Source organism: Pantoea sp. BJFS-204, from assembly GCF_049310725.1.
Lineage (GTDB): Bacteria > Pseudomonadota > Gammaproteobacteria > Enterobacterales > Enterobacteriaceae > Pantoea > Pantoea agglomerans.
Genome location: NZ_JBMOWE010000002.1, coordinates 396086 through 412526, shown reverse-complemented (window position 1 = coordinate 412526; position 16441 = coordinate 396086). Strand labels below are relative to the sequence as shown.

Below are 16441 nucleotides of genomic sequence, written 5' to 3'. Positions count from 1 at the left end.
CTAATCGCTAAGCCCGCGCGGATGACTTACGTCAAAATCTGGATCGCATTTTAACGTATCCTGTCGCGAAAATGCGGTGAAAATTCGATATGTATAAGAATATATAGCGAAAACAGCAAATGGAAGAGTGGCCAAAATCACGCTACCATCATGCTTACCGCGCTGATCAACGGGTCAGCGTACACTCAAGCCTGAATGCCTACGTCTGCGGATAGGGGGTTCAGGCCGTAGCCATCGAGCTGCCAGGGTGCAGGAAGAAATGACTGCATCTCCCAATCTGGAAAGGTGTTCTGGTGTCACAATTTACTGATGCATACGCGCGTAAGTTCTATTACCTGCGCCTGTCGGTCACGGATGTCTGTAATTTCCGCTGTACCTACTGTCTTCCTGACGGCTACAAACCGCAGGGAATTCGTAACAAAAGCTTTCTCTCGCTGGATGAAATCCGCCGCGTCACGCGGGCCTTTGCCGCTGCCGGAACGGAAAAAGTGCGGCTGACCGGCGGTGAGCCGTCGCTGCGCCGTGATTTCACCGACATCATTGCGGCGGTGCGCGAAAACGCCTCCATTCGCCAGATCGCGGTAACCACCAATGGCTACCGCCTGGCGCGTGACGTGAAACAGTGGCGTGACGCGGGGTTAACCGCACTCAACGTCAGCGTCGACAGCCTGGATGCCCGTCAGTTTCACGCCATTACCGGTCAGGATAAATTCCATCAGGTCATGAGCGGTATTGATGCTGCCCTCGACGCCGGTTTTCGCCAGGTCAAAGTCAACAGCGTGCTGATGCGCGATCTCAACAGCCGTAATCTGGCTACGTTCCTCGACTGGATCCGCACCCGTCCGATTCAGCTGCGCTTTATCGAACTGATGGAGACCGGCGACGGCGGCACGCTGTTCCGCGATCAGCATGTTTCCGGCATGGTCATCCGCGATCAGCTGATCGCCCAGGGTTGGCAGCGTCGTGAGAGCGGACGCAGCGACGGCCCGGCGCAGGTCTTTTACCATCCCGATTATGTCGGCGAGATTGGTCTGATCATGCCCTACGCCAAAGATTTCTGTGCCAGCTGCAACCGTCTGCGCGTTTCGGCGCACGGTAATCTGCACCTATGCCTGTTTGGTGACGGCGGTGTGCCGCTGCGCGATCTGCTGGCGTCAGACGACCAGCAAGCCGAACTGCAGGCGCGCATCGCCAGCAGTCTGGGGCAGAAAAAGCAGACGCACTTTCTGCATCAGGGCAACACCGGCATCACACAGAATCTCTCTTACATTGGCGGCTAATTTCAGGAGGCAGTATGGGTAAACCAGCCAGCGAATTTCAGGCAGTGCAGATTGCGGTGATGACAGTGTCAGATCGTCGCGATGCCAGTGACGATACCTCCGGCGACTATCTGCGCGAAGCCGCAGCCGAAGCGGGGCATGAGGTGGTCGATCACGCCATCGTGCCGGATAATCTCTATCGTATTCGCGCCACTGTGTCGCGCTGGATCGCCAGTGAAGATGTTCAGGTCGTGATTATTAATGGCGGAACCGGCTTTAACCTGAAAAACAGCACGCCGGAAGCGCTGCTGCCGCTGTTCGACCGCGAGATTGATGGATTTGGCGAACTGTTCCGGATGATCTCCTATGAAGAGATTGGCGGTTCGACATTGCAGTCGCGTGCGATTGCCGGTCTGGCTAATCAGACGCTGATCCTGGCCGTGCCGGGCTCCACCAGTGCCTGCCGCACCGCCTGGGAACGCATTATCGCTGACCAGCTTGATGCGCGCACCGTGCCCTGTAATTTTGTCTCACATCTTAAGAAACGGTAAGTATGTCTCAACTCACACACATTAACGCCGCGGGCGAAGCGCACATGGTGGATGTCTCCGCCAAGGCGGAAACCGTGCGCGAAGCGCGGGCAGAAGTGCTGGTGCTAATGCAGCCAGAAACGCTGCAGATGGTTATCGAAGGCAGCCACCACAAAGGGGATGTCTTTGCCACCGCGCGCATCGCCGGTATTCAGGCGGCGAAACGCACCTGGGAACTGATTCCGCTCTGTCATCCGCTGATGCTGAGCAAAGTGGAAGTGAACCTGGAGGCTGAACCGGACCACAGCCGGGTCCGCATCACCACGCTCTGTCGCCTGACCGGCAAAACCGGCGTGGAGATGGAAGCGCTGACGGCCGCGTCTGTTGCCGCGCTCACCATCTACGACATGTGCAAAGCGGTGCAGAAAGATATCGTTATCGATCAGCTGCGGTTAATCAGCAAGAGCGGTGGCAAAAGCGGCGATTTCCAGGCGGTCGCGCATGATTAAGGTGCTGTTTTTCGCCCAGGTCCGTGAGCTGATCGGCACCTCATCGCTTGAGGTCGGTGCTGATTATCCGGATGTGGCCGCGCTGCGCAGTGCGCTGGCAGATCGCGATGACCGCTGGGCGCTGGCGCTCGAGTCGGGCAAGCTGCTGGCGGCGGTGAATCAGACGCTGGTGCCGATGAGTCATCCGCTGCACGCCGGTGATGAAGTGGCCTTTTTCCCGCCCGTGACCGGAGGCTAAGATGGAAACGCAGATTCGCGTCGGTCCCGCGCCCTTTGATATGGCGGAAGCGTATCGCTGGCTGGCGGCCTGTGATGAAGATGGTGCGGTAGTGACCTTTACCGGCAAAGTCCGTAACCACAATCTGGGCAACGACGTCGCGGCACTGACGCTGGAGCACTATCCCGGCATGACCGAAAAAGCGCTACAGGAGATTGTTGATGCGGCGCGCGAACGCTGGCCGCTGCAGCGCGTCACGGTGATCCATCGCGTGGGCGAACTGTTTCCCGGCGATGAAATCGTGCTGGTGGGCGTGACCAGTGCCCATCGTGGCAGCGCCTTTTCCGCTGCAGAGTTCATCATGGATTACCTGAAAACCCGCGCGCCGTTCTGGAAGCGAGAAGCGACAGAGCAGGGCGATCGCTGGGTGGATGCCCGCGACAGCGACCACCAGGCGGCTCAGCGCTGGGACTAAGCTGTATTAACGGCTTAGCGGGCAGAAGTGTCTGCGCCCGCTGAGCCGTTAACCGCAGACACGCCGCTGCCCGCATCCCCGGACATCACGACGCTTAGCGCGGGATTAAGGCTGCTTTAGCTGCTCAGCCGGACCAAAACCGGTCTGACCGTGGCTGTGTTCGCCGCCGCCGGCGGTGCGCTTCAGCTGAATGACCTGGCCCTGTTGCCAGGCATTGGCACCTGCTGCGGCAGGATGCGCCACGATATCCGCACGCTGGGCGCGGATCTTTTTGCTGTCGACGTCAAAACGACGATCGCGGTCCGCCAGCAGTCGCGAGTCCATCTGACCATCCTCCGTAAAGCCCATCATCAGCGCCGGAATGCCGATCGGCAGCGTTTTGTCGCGATCGGTGTGCCAGGTGTGCCAGGTTTTCCCGTAGGTGTTCACAATGCGCTTCATCAGGGCGTGGTCGGCGGCTTCCGGTAAGCCTGGTGCAATCAGCGTGCCCGATTTCACCTCATACTGATGGCTGTGCCAGAGCTTCTTTTCTTCGGGCGGCAGGGTGTTAAACAGCCGTTCGCTGATAATGTACTCCACGCCCATCAGCCGTGCATCGCGCGTGTTGCCGTCGTAAATCACCGCCTGCATCACATCGTCATTCAGCACGGTGACATAGTGGTGCGCCTCCATCTGACCGTTCTTATCGCCGTTATAAAAATGGAATCCGTCGAGATAGGTGTTGATGGCGTCGATGGGCGGACGTGACTGCATCACGCTGGCGCCGGTCTCCAGCACCTTAAGCGAGGAGGTGGTGGGGGCGCCCGGAGATTTTACCTGGGCAGGCGTATTATTAGCGCCGCAGCCGGTTAATAACAGGCTGAACGCCGCAACAGGCCAGAGTTTAAACATCGTAAGTTCCTTTAACGGTAAAAAAGATAACCTTAGTTCAGTTCTCGCCTGCCTGTGAAACTCTGGCGATGGTAGAGTAGAGCTTTGGTTCATTCTGAGGACAGGCATGTCATCCACCCCGATTCTGCAACGTCTGACACTGGTCGCCGCCCTGGTGCTGGCAGGTTGTAGCAGCAAGAAAACCCCTGAGGCGCCGGTGCGGCAGCCTGAAGATGTCAAAGCGCAGATCCAGCGGCTGCTGCCGTCGCACGTCAGCAATAAAGCGGCGTGGAGCGACGATATCTACACCACCTTCCGCACTCAGCAGATCGATCCCAGCGCCAGCAACCTCTGCGCGGTGATCGCCGTGGCGGATCAGGAGAGCAACTTCAGCGCCGAGGCCGCCGTGCCGGGTCTGCCAAAAATCGCCTGGGGCGAGATCAATCGCCGTGCGGCGCAGGTGCACGTTCCGGCATTCCTGGTGCGTACCGCGCTGCAGATCAAATCGCCTACCGGTGAAAGCTACGCCGCCCGGCTGGACAAAGTACGCAGTGAGAAAGAGCTGAGCGCTATTTTCGATGACCTGATCGATATGGTGCCGATGGGCCAGACGCTGTTTGGTAATCTCAATCCAATCCACACCGGCGGGCCGATGCAGGTCAGCATTGCGTTTGCCGAAGCGCATGCCAAAGGCTACCCGTGGCCGATCGATGGCACCATCCGGCGTGAAGTCTTTACCCGTCATGGCGGGATCTACTTCGGGACGATGCACCTGCTCGGCTATCCGGCTGACTACAGCCAGCCGCTCTACCGCTTTGCCGACTACAATGCGGGCTGGTATGCCAGCCGCAATGCGGCCTTCCAGGCGGCGGTGTCGCGCGCCACCGGCATGAAGCTGGCACTGGATGGCGATCTGATTCTTTATGGATCGGATGCGGCGGGCGGTACCGAACTGGCGGTGCGCACGCTGTCGAAGCAGATCGATATGAGCAACAGCGACATTCGCCGCGATCTGGAGAAAGGGGAGAAAGCGTCGTTCAGCGACAGCGAACTCTGGAAACAGGTCTTTACCCTGGCGGATAAAATGGCGGGTCGAAAATTACCGCGTGAAATGCTGCCGGGCATCAAGCTGGAAAGCCCGAAAATTACCCGTAATCTCACCACGGCGTGGTTTGCGCAGCGTGTCGACAGCCGTTATCAGCAGTGCCTGTCGCAACGTTAAGCGGCATGTTGTGGCGCAGTTGAGCTGAGCTGTGCCACACTTAGAGCCAGTTCCGGGCGACTTTTATTGTTATTCTGGCCCTGAACTGTGCGCATCCTCATAAGGCCGTATGGGCCCGTGGCGGTTGTGTCGCGCTGTCGCTGGCCCAACGGGCTGAAACAGAAACAACGTATGCCTGCCAGACCAGGTTATTCATCCGGTTCCCTGTGTGGAGCCGGTCCTAATCCGTTTAACAAGAGGTGCATCATGGACCGATATCCACGAAATGATTCCATTGTTCAATCCGCATCTCGCGGTTTACAAGCCTATATGGCGCAGGTTTATGGCTGGATGACCTGCGGTCTGTTACTGACGGCGTTTGTCTCCTGGTACGCTGCGCGCACGCCAGCGATCATGGAGCTGGTGTTTGCTAACCGCATCACCTTCTTCGGACTGATTATCGTGCAGCTGGGGCTGGTCTTCTTCCTGTCAGGCATGGTGCATCGCCTGAGCGGGGCCGTGGCAACCGGGCTGTTTATGCTCTATTCGGCGCTGACCGGCCTGACCATGGCGAGTATCTTCCTGGTTTACACTAACTCCTCGATCGCCAGCACCTTCTTTATCACGGCGGGTATGTTTGGCGCGATGAGCTTCTACGGCTATACCACCAAACGCGATCTCAGCCGTTTTGGCAGCCTGCTGTTTATGGCGCTGATTGGCATCGTGCTGGCGTCGCTGGTGAACTTCTGGCTGAAAAGCCCGGCGCTGATGTGGGCGATTACCTACATCGGGGTGGTGGTATTTGTGGGATTAACGGCCTATGACACGCAGAAACTGAAAAATATCGGTGAGCAGATCGATGCCCGCGATACGGAAAACCTGCGTCGCTACTCGATTATGGGCGCACTGACGCTGTATCTCGACTTTATCAACCTGTTCCTGTTGCTGCTGCGGATTTTCGGCAACCGCCGTTAAGCCTGAGGGAGTAGCGGGGGAGGTGCACTGTCTGCGCCTCCCCTTTTTTATTACGACTTCTGCAACTTCTGCTCGTTCTTCTGACGCAGATGCTTCGCCCGACTCTCCAGCCCCAGATAGAGCACCAGCGCTAACAGCAGCGGCAGGATAAAGTAGAGCACGCGATAAGCCAGCAGCGCCGCAATGATAGTGCCATGCGAGGCGTGCTGACCGCTAAGCAGCGCCAGGAAGACCGCTTCCAGTACGCCAATGCCCGCCGGAATATGAATAATTACACCGGCAATACTGCTGATCAGCAGCACGCCCAGCACCATCGGATAACCGACGTCTCGTCCCAGCAGCAGCCAGATAATCGCCCCCATCACCATCCAGTTGGCACAGGAAACCGCAAACTGCAGCAGCGCCATGCGCAGCGAGGGCAGCTGCAGCGTCTGGCCTTTTACCGTCCAGCGACGCTGCTTTGAGAAGGCACAGGCCCAGAGGTAGACCGCCACCAGCACTAGCAGAGCGCCACCAATCAGCCGCAGGGTGGTTTCACCAATAAACCAGCCACTGGGGATCGACACCATGCCCGCACTGAATACCACGCCCGCCAGCAGAATATAACCCAGCCAGTTAGTGGCGATGCTCAGAGAGAAGATGCGGGTAATGGTGCCGCTATCCAGCCCTAACCGTGAATAGAGCCGATAGCGCATCGCGACGCCACCTACCCAGGTGCTCAGCGTCAGGTTGAAGGCGTAACAGATAAACGACACCAGCATCACCTGCCGCTTCGCCAGCTTATGGCCGCAGTAGGCGCGTCCAATCAGGTCATAGCAGCCATACACCAGGTAACTCAGCACCACCAGTCCGGCGGCGGTCAGTACCACAAAGCGGTTGTAGTTAACGATGACGTCATAAACATCTTCCCAGTTCACTTTGCGGGCGTAGACCACCAGCAGAACCACCACCGCGATGAAAAAGAGTACGGTGAGAATTTTTTTCGCCAGTTGCCAGCGTGGATGTTTTTTTGCCATCAGGATTTTGCTCCCGGGTTATCAGTTTCAACGCGATCCTGCGTCTCCATTTCAGGCTGTACCGGCTCACCCACCTGGGCCAGCAGCGGCGTATGCGCCGGCAGCCAGCCAGCGATGGCCGGGAAATGGCGCAGGAAGTGGAATACCACCACGCTTTTACTCAGTTGCCACCAGTTGCGCGGCGGTAAGCGATCTTCCTGCACGCGCTGGCAATCGTTGGCCAGCAGCGCTTCCAGGTTATCGCGCAGCGTCTGGTTAAACGGCCTGTCGTGGATGATCAGATTGGCTTCAAGGTTAAGTGACAGGCTGAGCGGATCGAGATTGCTGGAGCCGACGGTGGCCCAGTAGTCGTCTTTTACCGCGATCTTGCCGTGCAGCGGGCGACGGATATATTCGTAGACTTCGACGCCGCCATCGACCAGATAGTTGTAGAGCAGCTCCGCGCCCACTTTCACAATCGGCATATCCGGTTCGCCCTGCACAATCAGTCGTACCCGGACGCCACGCTGCGCGGCGTTGCGCATCTCACGCAGCAGCCGGTAACCCGGGAAGAAGTAGGCGTTGGCGATAATCACATCCCGCTTCGCCTCGCGCAGCATCTCCAGGTAGTGGACTTCGATGTCGTCGCGATGCTCGTCGTTATCGCGATAAACATAGAGCACCTGAGCATCGCCGGGCGTGGCGTTGACCGCCGGACGATGAGAGCGCGATCCCCACCAGCGGCGGGTATTCTGTTCGCTGCCAATCGCCTGTTGCAGATAGCGGGCGATGTCGCCCACCACCGGGCCTTTGACCTGCACCGCATAATCCTGTTTGGCTTCCGGGCCATAATCGGTGTTGTGCTCGGCCGAGAAGTTAATGCCGCCCACAAAGGCCACCACGTCATCCACCACCACGGTTTTGCGGTGCAGGCGGCGGAAAACGTTGGTGCGCATCCCCATCACCAGCGGACGCGGATCGTAATAGATGAAACGCACGCCAGCGCTGGTCAGGCTGTTAACAAATTTGTCGGAGAGTTCGGCAGAGCCATAACCATCGACCATCACTTCGACCCGCACGCCGCGCTGGGCTGCCGCCAGCAGTTCGCGGTGCAGGGCGTTGCCCACGTCATCCTCAAACAGAATAAAGGTTTCGATTAATACCGTACGTTCCGCCCGCTGAATGGCGCCAAAGACCCGCGGGAAAAACGCTTCGCCATTTTCCAGCAACAGCAGCCGGTTGCCTTCCTGCCAGCTAAAATTCATAGGTGAATCTCCACCGCCAGCGGCGCATGGTCGGAAAGATGGGACCAGGGCTTGCGCGGCAGCGCCCACGGATGACTGACGGTGGCGTTGCGGACATAGATGCGGTCGAGCCGCAGGATCGGGAAGCGCGCCGGGAAGGTGCGCGCCGGGCGTCCGGTTTTCATACTGAATACCTCTTTCAGGCCTGCGCCATGTTTCAGAATGGAGTTAGCGCGTCGCTGCCAGTCGTTGAAATCGCCCGCCACCACCACCGGCGCGTCGGGCGGCAGTGAGTTAACCATTTCACATATTTTCTTCATCTGCGCGTGACGATGGGCCACTTTCAGACCCAGATGAACGCAGATGACATGCAGCGTGCCGTGCGGCTCGGGCAGGGCGATCTGGCAGTGCAGCATGCCGCGATTTTCACTGCCCGCCACCGAGATATCCCGGTTCTCATAGTCGGCGATTGGGAAGCGAGACAGCACCGCATTGCCGTGATGCCCCTCCGGATAGACCGCATTACGCCCATAGGCGAAATCGTTCCATATGGTGTCGGCCAGAAACTCATAATGAGGAGAATCGGGCCACTCCTCATGGTTAAGGGAGTGGATGGCATGCGTGCCCATCACCTCCTGCAGAAAGACCACATCCGCCTCCGTTGCGCGAACGGCGTCGCGTAATTCGGGCAGGATGAAGCGGCGATTGAAAGGGGCGAAACCCTTATGTGTATTGATCGTCAGGACTTTTATTGAAAATCCTTGCTTGTTTTGTGGCATACTCGCGACGCACTCCTTTTCATCATCAATAGAATCAAAGTGTAGTCTTTGTCACAAATGGGTGGTGAAAGAGGGCGAAAATTAGGGCGTTATCCGAAAATTGTTTTACATTGAGGAAATCGTTTCCGGCTTGTGCCGGTAGCACTTGGGCGACCTGTTGGGTCTGCCAGGAGAACTGAATGAAATGGTCTAATCGTATTCAAATTATCACGGGTCAAACGTTGTTGCATATTGCTATGCATCTGCTGGTGATCGCTGCACTGATCTGGGGCTGGAAGCACAAAGCGCTGGTTGATGTCTGCAGTACGCTGGTGGCGATGTACGCACTGGTTTTTGTTGCCATGCTGGTGACACAGCGCATTGCCCGTTTACGTACTCTCGGCGATTATCTTGAAGAAGCGACCACCACTTACTACTTTGGCGCCGCCATGATGACACTGTTCCTGGTGTCGCGGATTTACCACAACAACCTGCTGCTGGCGTGTCTCGGCGTAGTGATGTTGCTGGGTCCGGCGCTGGTCTCGCTGCTGGTGAAAGAGCCACCGCGACGAATCGAAAACAAACGTAGTTAAGTTGAAGGCCACCGGAAGGTGGCCTTCCTGTTTTCAGGCGGTTAAGTTGTGTCAGGAAATGTGAGCTATCTCGCACACTGCTCTCAAAGCTGTTACACTCGCCCGCTTACGCATCGTAGTTTGCGCCCTTTTCACGCGTCAGCCCTGGCTGGCGTCACTATCCCTCTGAAAACTACACCGTGAATCACGGTCAGAGCGGACCGGAGTAAATCACTTAATGTCTTTTGACTCTCTCGGCCTGAGTGCCGATATTTTGCGCGCGGTCGCCGAACAAGGCTACAGCGAACCCACACCTATCCAGCGCCAGGCGATTCCTGTTGTGCTGGCAGGCCGCGATCTGCTGGCGAGCGCCCAGACCGGCACCGGCAAAACAGCCGGCTTTACCTTACCGATGTTACAAAAACTCTCTGCCTCTGCCACGCCCATCCGCGGTCGTCGCCCGGTGCGCGCCCTGATCCTGACCCCAACCCGTGAACTCGCGGCGCAGGTTGGCGAAAACGTCAGCGACTACAGCAAATATCTCTCGCTGCGTTCCATGGTGGTGTTTGGTGGCGTCAGCATCAATCCACAGATGGTAAAACTGCGTGGCGGCGTCGATATCCTGGTGGCAACGCCTGGACGCCTGCTGGATCTGGCACAACAGAATGCGGTTGACCTGTCACAGGTCGAAATTCTGGTGCTGGATGAAGCGGACCGTATGCTGGATATGGGCTTTATCCACGACATCCGTCGCGTACTGGCGCGTCTGCCGGCTAAACGTCAGAACCTGCTGTTCTCTGCCACCTTCTCTGATGAGATCAAAGGCCTGGCTGAGAAACTGCTGACCAACCCGGAAATGATTGAAGTGGCTCGCCGCAACACCGCCTCCGAGCAGGTCGCGCAGCAGGTGGCTTTCGTTGATAAGAAGCGTAAGCGTGAATTGTTGTCGCAGCTGATTGGCGAAGGCAACTGGCAGCAGGTGCTGGTCTTTACCCGTACCAAACACGGCGCGAACCATCTTGCCGAGCAGCTGGGCAAAGATGGCATCTCCGCCGCCGCGATCCATGGCAACAAGAGCCAGGGTGCACGTACCCGCGCGCTGGCCGACTTTAAGTCAGGCGGAATTCGCGTCCTGGTTGCCACCGATATCGCGGCCCGTGGCCTGGATATCGAAGAGCTGCCACACGTCGTGAACTATGAGCTGCCTAACGTCGCCGAAGATTACGTTCACCGTATTGGCCGTACCGGCCGTGCGGCGGCGACCGGTGTCGCACTGTCACTGGTCTGCGTCGATGAGCATAAACTGCTGCGTGATATCGAACGTCTGCTGAAGCGTGAAATCCCGCGTCTGGCCGTTGAAGGTTATGAACCCGATCCGAGCATCAAAGCGGAGCCGATCATCAACGGTCGTCAGCAGCAGTCTCGCGGTGGTGCAGGTGGCGGTGGCGGCGGCCGTGGTCGCAGCCAGGGCGGACAGGGTGCAGGCGCATCGCGCTCATCTTCATCCGGCGAAAAGCGTCCTCAGGCGCGTCGTCAGAGCCAGGCCGCTCCTCAGGGCGATAGGCCCGCAGCCCGTCCGCGTCGTCCGGCAGCAGCGAAGCGTACCGGAAACGTCTGAGTATGAGGGTTTTACTGGCACCGATGGAGGGCGTGCTGGATTCACTGGTGCGCCAGCTGTTATCGGAAGTGAACGACTACGATCTCTGCATCACTGAGTTTTTGCGCGTGGTCGATCAACTGCTGCCGGTAAAATCTTTCTACCGTCTCTGCCCCGAACTGCATAACGCCAGCCGCACGCCTTCCGGCACGCGGGTGCGTATGCAGCTGCTGGGGCAGCATCCCGAATGGTTAGCCGAGAACGCCGCACGTGCGGTGGAGCTGGGCTCATGGGGTGTGGATCTCAACTGTGGTTGTCCTTCTAAACTGGTCAACGGCAGCGGAGGCGGCGCAACTCTTCTTAAAGATCCCGATCTGATCTATCGCGGCGCGAAAGCGATGCGTGAAGCGGTGCCTGCAGATTTGCCGGTAACGGTGAAAGTGCGGCTCGGCTGGGACTCCAGCGCCCGCAGTCTGGAGATTGCCGATGCGGTGCAACAGGCCGGTGCCAGCGAGCTGGCGGTGCATGGGCGGACTAAAGAAGAGGGCTATCGCGCAGAGGCGATCAACTGGCAGGCGATTGGCGACATTCGTCAGCGGCTGCGCATTCCGGTGATTGCTAATGGCGAAATCTGGGACTGGCAAAGCGCGCAACACTGTATGGCGGTAACCGGCTGCGATGCGGTGATGATTGGCCGTGGCGCACTGAACATCCCCAACCTGAGCCGGGTAGTGAAATATAACGAGCCGCCGATGGCCTGGCCTGATGTGGTGCGGTTATTACAGAAATACAGCCGGCTGGAAAAGCAGGGCGATACCGGCCTCTATCACGTGGCGCGTATCAAACAGTGGCTCGGTTATCTGCGCAAAGCCTATGGCGAAGCCGATGGCTTATTCAGCGAAATCCGTGCGTTAAAATCGTCGGGCGACATTGCACAGGCGATTGATCGTCACGCACATGTTCATGGTTTGTGATAAAAAATCAGGCGACCCCTTAGCGGCCTGACGGTATAGTGGGAAAAATTTCCTGGACCCCTTGCCTGCTATGTCTGACTCCGCTGTGTTGAGCAACAGCCAGCTCAACAAACGAATCCTCTCTGTTATTATCTTCACCTTCTTCTGCTATCTCTCTGTCGGACTGCCGCTGGCCGTGCTGCCAGGCTTCGTCAAAAATCATCTTGGCTTCAGCTCCTTTATCGCCGGACTGATTATCAGCATTCAATATTTTGCGACGCTGCTCAGCCGTCCGCAGTCGGGCCGTCTGGCCGATCGCCTTGGGCCAAAGCGGGTGGTGATGCTGGGACTGCTCTGCTGCGGCATGAGCGGGGTGCTGACTATCGTGGCCGCACTGCTGAGCGGCTGGCCGTGGCTGAGTCTGGCGCTGCTGGCCATCGGGCGGCTGTTTCTCGGCGTAGGTGAAAGCTTCAGCAGCACCGGCTCTACCCTGTGGGGTATGAACATCGTCGGGCCAATGCAGACCGCGCGCGTGATCTCCTGGAACGGTGTTGCGACCTATCTGGCAATGGCCGTCGGTGCACCGCTGGGTGTGCTGCTGAACAGTGAATTTGGTATGAGTGGATTTGCCGGGCTGATTGCGCTGATGGGCGTGGCGGGCTATCTGATGGCCAGTCGCAAACCGGCGGTGACGGTCAGTGTGGGCGAGCGCATTCCGTTTCACCGCGTCTTTTCGCGCGTCTGGCTTTATGGCCTGGCGCTGGGCTTCGGCACCATCGGTTTTGGCGTTATCGCCACCTTTATCACCCTCTATTTTGCCAGCCGTGACTGGCAGGGCGCGGCCTATGCGCTGACGCTGTTCAGCCTGGGTTTTGTGCTGGTGCGTCTGGGGTTTGGTCGCTTTATTACCCGTTTCGGCGGGCTGCGTGTGTCGCTCTTCTCTTTCCTGCTGGAGTGCCTGGGACTGCTGATTATCTGGCAGGCGGACAGCGCCTGGCTGGTAGGGGCGGGCGCATTCCTCACCGGCAGCGGATTTTCGCTGGTCTTTCCGGCGCTGGGCGTTGAGGCGGTTAAACGGGTTGAGCGCCAGGATCAGGGCTCTGCGCTGGGCACCTATTCCGCTTTTCTCGATCTGGGCCTGGGTTTAACCGGCCCGGTGGCGGGATTGCTTATCGGTCACTGGGGGATGCAGTCAGTCTATCTGGCGGCGGCGTTGATGGTGCTGGGAGCGCTGCTGATTACCCTGCGGCTTTACTGGCAGCAGCGGCTTATCGCCTGAATGACGATAAGCCGCAGACCGTTAAAAATGGCTGAACGCCCAGTAGAGCAGGGCAGAGAGCAGAACAGAAACCGGCAGCGTTAAAATCCAGGCGACGGCCAGGTTACGCAGCGTCGAGAGCTGCAAGCCGGAACGATTCGCCGCCATGGTGCCCGCCACGCCGGATGAGAGCACGTGGGTGGTAGAAACCGGTAAACCGAAACCGTCTGCCGCGCCAATGGTCATCATCGCCACCAGTTCGGCGCTGGCGCCCTGAGCATAGCTCAGATGGGTTTTACCGATCCGTTCTCCCACTGTGACCACAATCCGGCGCCAGCCGACCATGGTGCCCAGTCCCAGCGCAATCGCCACCACCACTTTCACCCACATCGGAATAAAACGGGTGGCGCTGTCGAGTTCCGTTTTCACTGCCTTAAGGTTGCGTTCCGTCTCCTGCGGCAGTCTGACCTCGGCGCTCTGCAGATGCTTGATCGATTCTGACGCCAGATACATCTGGTTGCGGGTATTGGTCACCGCCTGAGCTGGAATGTTTTCCATTGAACCGTAACGACGAATCTCATCGCCGACTTCGCGCAGCGTCATCGCCAGCGCGGGCAGCACGTCGGGATTCATGCTGTTGCTGCCAACAAAGCCGGTCAGTACCTCACGGGCCGGAGGAGGGTTCGCCGAAGCGGGTTGCAGTTGCAGCAGTTGATGGGCGGTCACTTCGTTCAGCGCCGCGACGCGCGGGATCTGATCGGGTGGCAGCGATCGATTCAGGGCGTAGGCGATCGGCATGGTGCCCACCAGGATCAGCATAATCAGCCCCATCCCTTTCTGACCATCGTTGGAGCCGTGCGCAAACGACACGCCGGTACAGGTCAGGATCAGCAGGCCGCGGATCCAGACCGGTGGCGGCTGATTGCTTTCCGGCGCCTGATAAAGCTGGCGATTGCGGATAAACAGTTTCATCACCCACAGCAGCATCCCGGCGCAGACAAAGCCGACCACCGGCGACAGCAGCAGTGCATAGCCGACCTTCAGTGCCTGATCCCAGTCAACCCCGCTCAGACCGCTGCGTCCGTGCAGCATCGCATTGGCAACGCCGACGCCGATGATCGATCCGATCAGCGTATGGGACGACGACGACGGCAGCCCTAAATACCAGGTGCCCAGGTTCCAGATAATCGCTGAGAAGAGCAGCGCATAGACCATGGCAAACCCGCTGCCGCTGCTGGCCTGCAGGATCAACTCCACCGGCAGCAGTGAGATAATGCCAAACGCCACCACGCCGCTGGAGAGCAGCACACCCAGAAAGTTACAGAAACCGGACCAGACCACCGCGACGCCGGGCGTCAGCGAATGGGTGTAGATCACGGTCGCCACGGCATTGGCGGTATCGTGAAAGCCATTCACGAACTCAAAGCCGAGCGCAATCAGCAGTGCCAGCCCCAGCAGAAAGAACGGCAGATAGCTGGTGACCGGCATATTGGTCTCTTCAACATCGCTGACCAGATTGAGGCCAGCGAACGCCAGTCCGGCAACCAGCAGAATAAAGAACAGCGGTTTACTGAAACGGCTATTTTTGCCGTTGAAATCGGGGCGACCTCGGGCTGATGAGGAGGAGAGACTGTTTTCGCTCATGGTGTACCTCTGGTGGCTGATGCCGGATGCTGATTTGCACCGGGTCAACGCAGTGTGATACGCGCTTTATATGACAGATTAATGATCGTCGGACGGGGCATTCTGAGCGGAGTGCGGGGAAAAACGCGGAAACGCAGGCAATAAAAAAGCCAGCGACAGGCGCTGGCTTCTGAAAGCAGGGCGGCAATTACGAGCTGGTATTGGCCGCGGCTGCAGGGGCTGCTGGTGTTACCGGAGCGGCCGGTGCGGCTGGCTCAGTGGCCGGCTGCTGTGGCTGCGCGGCATCACTGTTTGCACCCTGAGGGGTGACTGGCGTCATTGGCTCTTCCTGTGGCACAGCCTGCGGGTTTTCCGGCATCGGAACTGGCGCAGTCTGGATGTTGTTCTCCACGCCGTTCACTTTTACTGGCATACCGGTACGGCCCTGAATCGCGCCATTAACCTGATCCTGATTGACGCTGGCACCAACCAGAACTTTGCTCACCGCCTGATTCAGCGTAATCGGCACCAGCTCACGCGAGTTGAACTGCTCTTCGGTGGTCGACAGCGGGTTATGCACTTCTACATACCGTGAACCGTCTGGCTCCACGGTCGCTTTTACCGGCTGATCAACAAACTGTACGCGCGTGCCGACCGGCACGTTCTGATACAGCCATTTAATATCGTCAGCGCGCAGACGCACACAACCATGGCTCACGCGCAGGCCGATACCGAAGTTGGCGTTGGTGCCGTGAATCGCATAGAGACGACCGATATAGAGCGCATACAGGCCCATCGGGTTATCCGGGCCTGGCGGGAAGACCGCTGGCAGGGTTTCACCGCGCGCCGCGTAATCCGCATGCATGCCTTTGGTTGGCGTCCAGGTCGGGCCATCTTTTTTACGTTCTACCGCTGTGGTCCAGTTAATCGGGGTATCTTTACCCAGTTCACCGATACCAATAGGCAACACCACCACGGTTTTGCTGCCTTTCGGATAGTAGTAAAGACGCATCTCCGCGCTGTTAATCACAATGCCTTCACGCGGTGCGTCTGGCAGGATCAGCTGCTGTGGGATGATCATTTTGCTGCCAGCCTTAGGCAGATAAACGTCAACGCCCGGATTGGCTTCCAGCATATTGCTGAGGCCCATCTGGTACTGCGCCGCAAAAGCTTCCAGCGGCAGTTTGCTGTCTTCAGGGACAGTAATTTCGATATTTTCGCCGATCAGACGACTGTTGGCCGGCGGTAACGGGTAAACCACAGCAAAGGCTGACTGGCTGAAGGCCGCCAGAGCCAGTGCGATTGAAGCGAAAGCGCGAATGATTTTCATATTTTACAATTCTTTATCGCCATATTTCAGGCTGTTCAGTGTGTCGAATTCATGCTGGCCAATGTGACCTGCTGC

The 16441-nt window shown here is 58.1% G+C and carries 17 protein-coding genes and 1 riboswitch; of the genes, 11 read left to right on the top strand and 6 right to left on the bottom strand.

Features of this window, described 5'->3' with window-relative positions; genetic code table 11:
- The first annotated feature begins 170 nt into the window (after positions 1–170).
- Positions 171–304: riboswitch (molybdenum cofactor riboswitch) on the top strand.
- The 5 genes from moaA to moaE all read left to right on the top strand — a co-directional run bounded on the left by moaA (position 294) and on the right by moaE (position 2990).
- Positions 294–1280, top strand: a complete 987-nt coding sequence (gene moaA, locus ACO6VX_RS08620; RefSeq protein WP_022626014.1) for a GTP 3',8-cyclase MoaA — start codon at positions 294–296, stop codon at positions 1278–1280. Its footprint overlaps the riboswitch before it by 11 nt.
- A gap of 14 nt (positions 1281–1294) precedes the next feature.
- Positions 1295–1810: a molybdenum cofactor biosynthesis protein B gene (moaB, locus tag ACO6VX_RS08615; protein ID WP_033766726.1), complete on the top strand. Its 516-nt coding sequence runs from the start codon at positions 1295–1297 to the stop codon at positions 1808–1810.
- 2 nt (positions 1811–1812) lie between these two features.
- Positions 1813–2298 (top strand): cyclic pyranopterin monophosphate synthase MoaC, encoded by a 486-nt coding sequence (gene moaC, locus ACO6VX_RS08610; protein WP_159227192.1) that lies wholly within the window; start codon positions 1813–1815, stop codon positions 2296–2298.
- Positions 2291–2536: a molybdopterin synthase sulfur carrier subunit gene (moaD, locus tag ACO6VX_RS08605; protein ID WP_010260243.1), complete on the top strand. Its 246-nt coding sequence runs from the start codon at positions 2291–2293 to the stop codon at positions 2534–2536. Before moaC ends, moaD begins: the two co-directional genes overlap by 8 nt.
- A gap of 1 nt (position 2537) precedes the next feature.
- Positions 2538–2990, top strand: coding sequence for a molybdopterin synthase catalytic subunit MoaE (gene moaE, locus ACO6VX_RS08600; protein ID WP_010260246.1), 453 nt, complete (start codon positions 2538–2540; stop codon positions 2988–2990).
- Positions 2991–3095: 105 nt separating this feature from the next.
- Here moaE and ACO6VX_RS08595 read toward each other — a convergent pair whose 3' ends face one another.
- Positions 3096–3881 carry an OBAP family protein gene (locus tag ACO6VX_RS08595; RefSeq protein ID WP_033785489.1) on the bottom strand — a complete coding sequence of 262 codons (786 nt, stop codon included), beginning with the start codon at positions 3879–3881 and terminating at the stop codon, positions 3096–3098.
- 106 nt (positions 3882–3987) lie between these two features.
- Here ACO6VX_RS08595 and ACO6VX_RS08590 point away from each other — a divergent pair, with 106 nt between their 5' ends.
- Together ACO6VX_RS08590 and ACO6VX_RS08585 are read left to right on the top strand one after the other, a co-directional pair.
- A complete protein-coding gene (locus ACO6VX_RS08590) occupies positions 3988–5082 on the top strand; it encodes a DUF1615 domain-containing protein (protein WP_422458081.1) in 1095 nt (364 codons plus the stop codon).
- Positions 5083–5328: 246 nt separating this feature from the next.
- Positions 5329–6036, top strand: a complete 708-nt coding sequence (locus ACO6VX_RS08585) for a Bax inhibitor-1/YccA family protein (RefSeq protein ID WP_422458080.1) — start codon at positions 5329–5331, stop codon at positions 6034–6036.
- A 50-nt stretch (positions 6037–6086) separates the two neighbouring features.
- Here the strand turns inward: ACO6VX_RS08585 and ACO6VX_RS08580 are convergent, their stop codons facing one another.
- Genes ACO6VX_RS08580 through ACO6VX_RS08570 form a run of 3 tightly spaced genes read right to left on the bottom strand, consistent with a single transcriptional unit; the run spans position 6087 to position 9054 of the window.
- Entirely contained in the window at positions 6087–7052 is a 966-nt protein-coding gene (locus ACO6VX_RS08580) for a lysylphosphatidylglycerol synthase domain-containing protein (protein WP_033757029.1), read from the bottom strand.
- Positions 7052–8296: a cardiolipin synthase ClsB gene (clsB, locus tag ACO6VX_RS08575; protein ID WP_010260263.1), complete on the bottom strand. Its 1245-nt coding sequence runs from the start codon at positions 8294–8296 to the stop codon at positions 7052–7054. Before clsB ends, ACO6VX_RS08580 begins: the two co-directional genes overlap by 1 nt.
- Positions 8293–9054, bottom strand: coding sequence for an endonuclease/exonuclease/phosphatase family protein (locus ACO6VX_RS08570; protein ID WP_022626009.1), 762 nt, complete (start codon positions 9052–9054; stop codon positions 8293–8295). Before ACO6VX_RS08570 ends, clsB begins: the two co-directional genes overlap by 4 nt.
- Before the next feature lie 179 nt (positions 9055–9233).
- On the opposite strand from ACO6VX_RS08570, the gene ACO6VX_RS08565 reads away from it, so the two are divergent.
- The 4 genes from ACO6VX_RS08565 (at position 9234) to ACO6VX_RS08550 (ending at position 13434) form a co-directional block, all read left to right on the top strand.
- Complete coding sequence (locus ACO6VX_RS08565) at positions 9234–9626, top strand: YbhQ family protein (protein ID WP_010669681.1); 393 nt, start codon at positions 9234–9236, stop codon at positions 9624–9626.
- Between the two features lie 217 nt (positions 9627–9843).
- A complete protein-coding gene (gene rhlE / locus ACO6VX_RS08560) occupies positions 9844–11223 on the top strand; it encodes an ATP-dependent RNA helicase RhlE (RefSeq protein WP_422458079.1) in 1380 nt (459 codons plus the stop codon).
- A gap of 2 nt (positions 11224–11225) precedes the next feature.
- Positions 11226–12176, top strand: a complete 951-nt coding sequence (gene dusC / locus ACO6VX_RS08555) for a tRNA dihydrouridine(16) synthase DusC (protein WP_022626007.1) — start codon at positions 11226–11228, stop codon at positions 12174–12176.
- A gap of 70 nt (positions 12177–12246) precedes the next feature.
- On the top strand, positions 12247–13434 hold the full coding sequence (locus tag ACO6VX_RS08550; RefSeq protein ID WP_010260279.1) for an MFS transporter: 1188 nt from the start codon (positions 12247–12249) through the stop codon (positions 13432–13434).
- Between the two features lie 21 nt (positions 13435–13455).
- On the opposite strand, the gene ACO6VX_RS08545 is transcribed toward ACO6VX_RS08550, so the two are convergent.
- Positions 13456–15057 carry an inorganic phosphate transporter gene (locus ACO6VX_RS08545; RefSeq protein WP_422458078.1) on the bottom strand — a complete coding sequence of 534 codons (1602 nt, stop codon included), beginning with the start codon at positions 15055–15057 and terminating at the stop codon, positions 13456–13458.
- A 187-nt stretch (positions 15058–15244) separates the two neighbouring features.
- Positions 15245–16366 carry a L,D-transpeptidase family protein gene (locus ACO6VX_RS08540; RefSeq protein WP_422458077.1) on the bottom strand — a complete coding sequence of 374 codons (1122 nt, stop codon included), beginning with the start codon at positions 16364–16366 and terminating at the stop codon, positions 15245–15247.
- Between the last annotated feature and the right edge of the window lie 75 nt (positions 16367–16441).

Excerpts from the sequence above, each read along its gene's own strand:
- ACO6VX_RS08540 (WP_422458077.1), bottom strand. The coding sequence starts at position 16,366 with ATGAAAATCATTCGCGCTTTCGCTTCAATCGCACTGGCTCTGGCGGCC.
- moaD (WP_010260243.1), top strand. The coding sequence starts at position 2,291 with ATGATTAAGGTGCTGTTTTTCGCCCAGGTCCGTGAGCTGATCGGCACC.
- moaB (WP_033766726.1), top strand. The coding sequence starts at position 1,295 with ATGGGTAAACCAGCCAGCGAATTTCAGGCAGTGCAGATTGCGGTGATG.
- dusC (WP_022626007.1), top strand. The coding sequence starts at position 11,226 with ATGAGGGTTTTACTGGCACCGATGGAGGGCGTGCTGGATTCACTGGTG.
- ACO6VX_RS08550 (WP_010260279.1), top strand. The coding sequence starts at position 12,247 with ATGTCTGACTCCGCTGTGTTGAGCAACAGCCAGCTCAACAAACGAATC.
- moaE (WP_010260246.1), top strand. The coding sequence starts at position 2,538 with ATGGAAACGCAGATTCGCGTCGGTCCCGCGCCCTTTGATATGGCGGAA.
- ACO6VX_RS08585 (WP_422458080.1), top strand. The coding sequence starts at position 5,329 with ATGGACCGATATCCACGAAATGATTCCATTGTTCAATCCGCATCTCGC.
- rhlE (WP_422458079.1), top strand. The coding sequence starts at position 9,844 with ATGTCTTTTGACTCTCTCGGCCTGAGTGCCGATATTTTGCGCGCGGTC.
- ACO6VX_RS08570 (WP_022626009.1), bottom strand. The coding sequence starts at position 9,054 with ATGCCACAAAACAAGCAAGGATTTTCAATAAAAGTCCTGACGATCAAT.
- clsB (WP_010260263.1), bottom strand. The coding sequence starts at position 8,296 with ATGAATTTTAGCTGGCAGGAAGGCAACCGGCTGCTGTTGCTGGAAAAT.
- ACO6VX_RS08590 (WP_422458081.1), top strand. The coding sequence starts at position 3,988 with ATGTCATCCACCCCGATTCTGCAACGTCTGACACTGGTCGCCGCCCTG.
- ACO6VX_RS08580 (WP_033757029.1), bottom strand. The coding sequence starts at position 7,052 with ATGGCAAAAAAACATCCACGCTGGCAACTGGCGAAAAAAATTCTCACC.
- ACO6VX_RS08595 (WP_033785489.1), bottom strand. The coding sequence starts at position 3,881 with ATGTTTAAACTCTGGCCTGTTGCGGCGTTCAGCCTGTTATTAACCGGC.
- ACO6VX_RS08565 (WP_010669681.1), top strand. The coding sequence starts at position 9,234 with ATGAAATGGTCTAATCGTATTCAAATTATCACGGGTCAAACGTTGTTG.
- ACO6VX_RS08545 (WP_422458078.1), bottom strand. The coding sequence starts at position 15,057 with ATGAGCGAAAACAGTCTCTCCTCCTCATCAGCCCGAGGTCGCCCCGAT.
- moaC (WP_159227192.1), top strand. The coding sequence starts at position 1,813 with ATGTCTCAACTCACACACATTAACGCCGCGGGCGAAGCGCACATGGTG.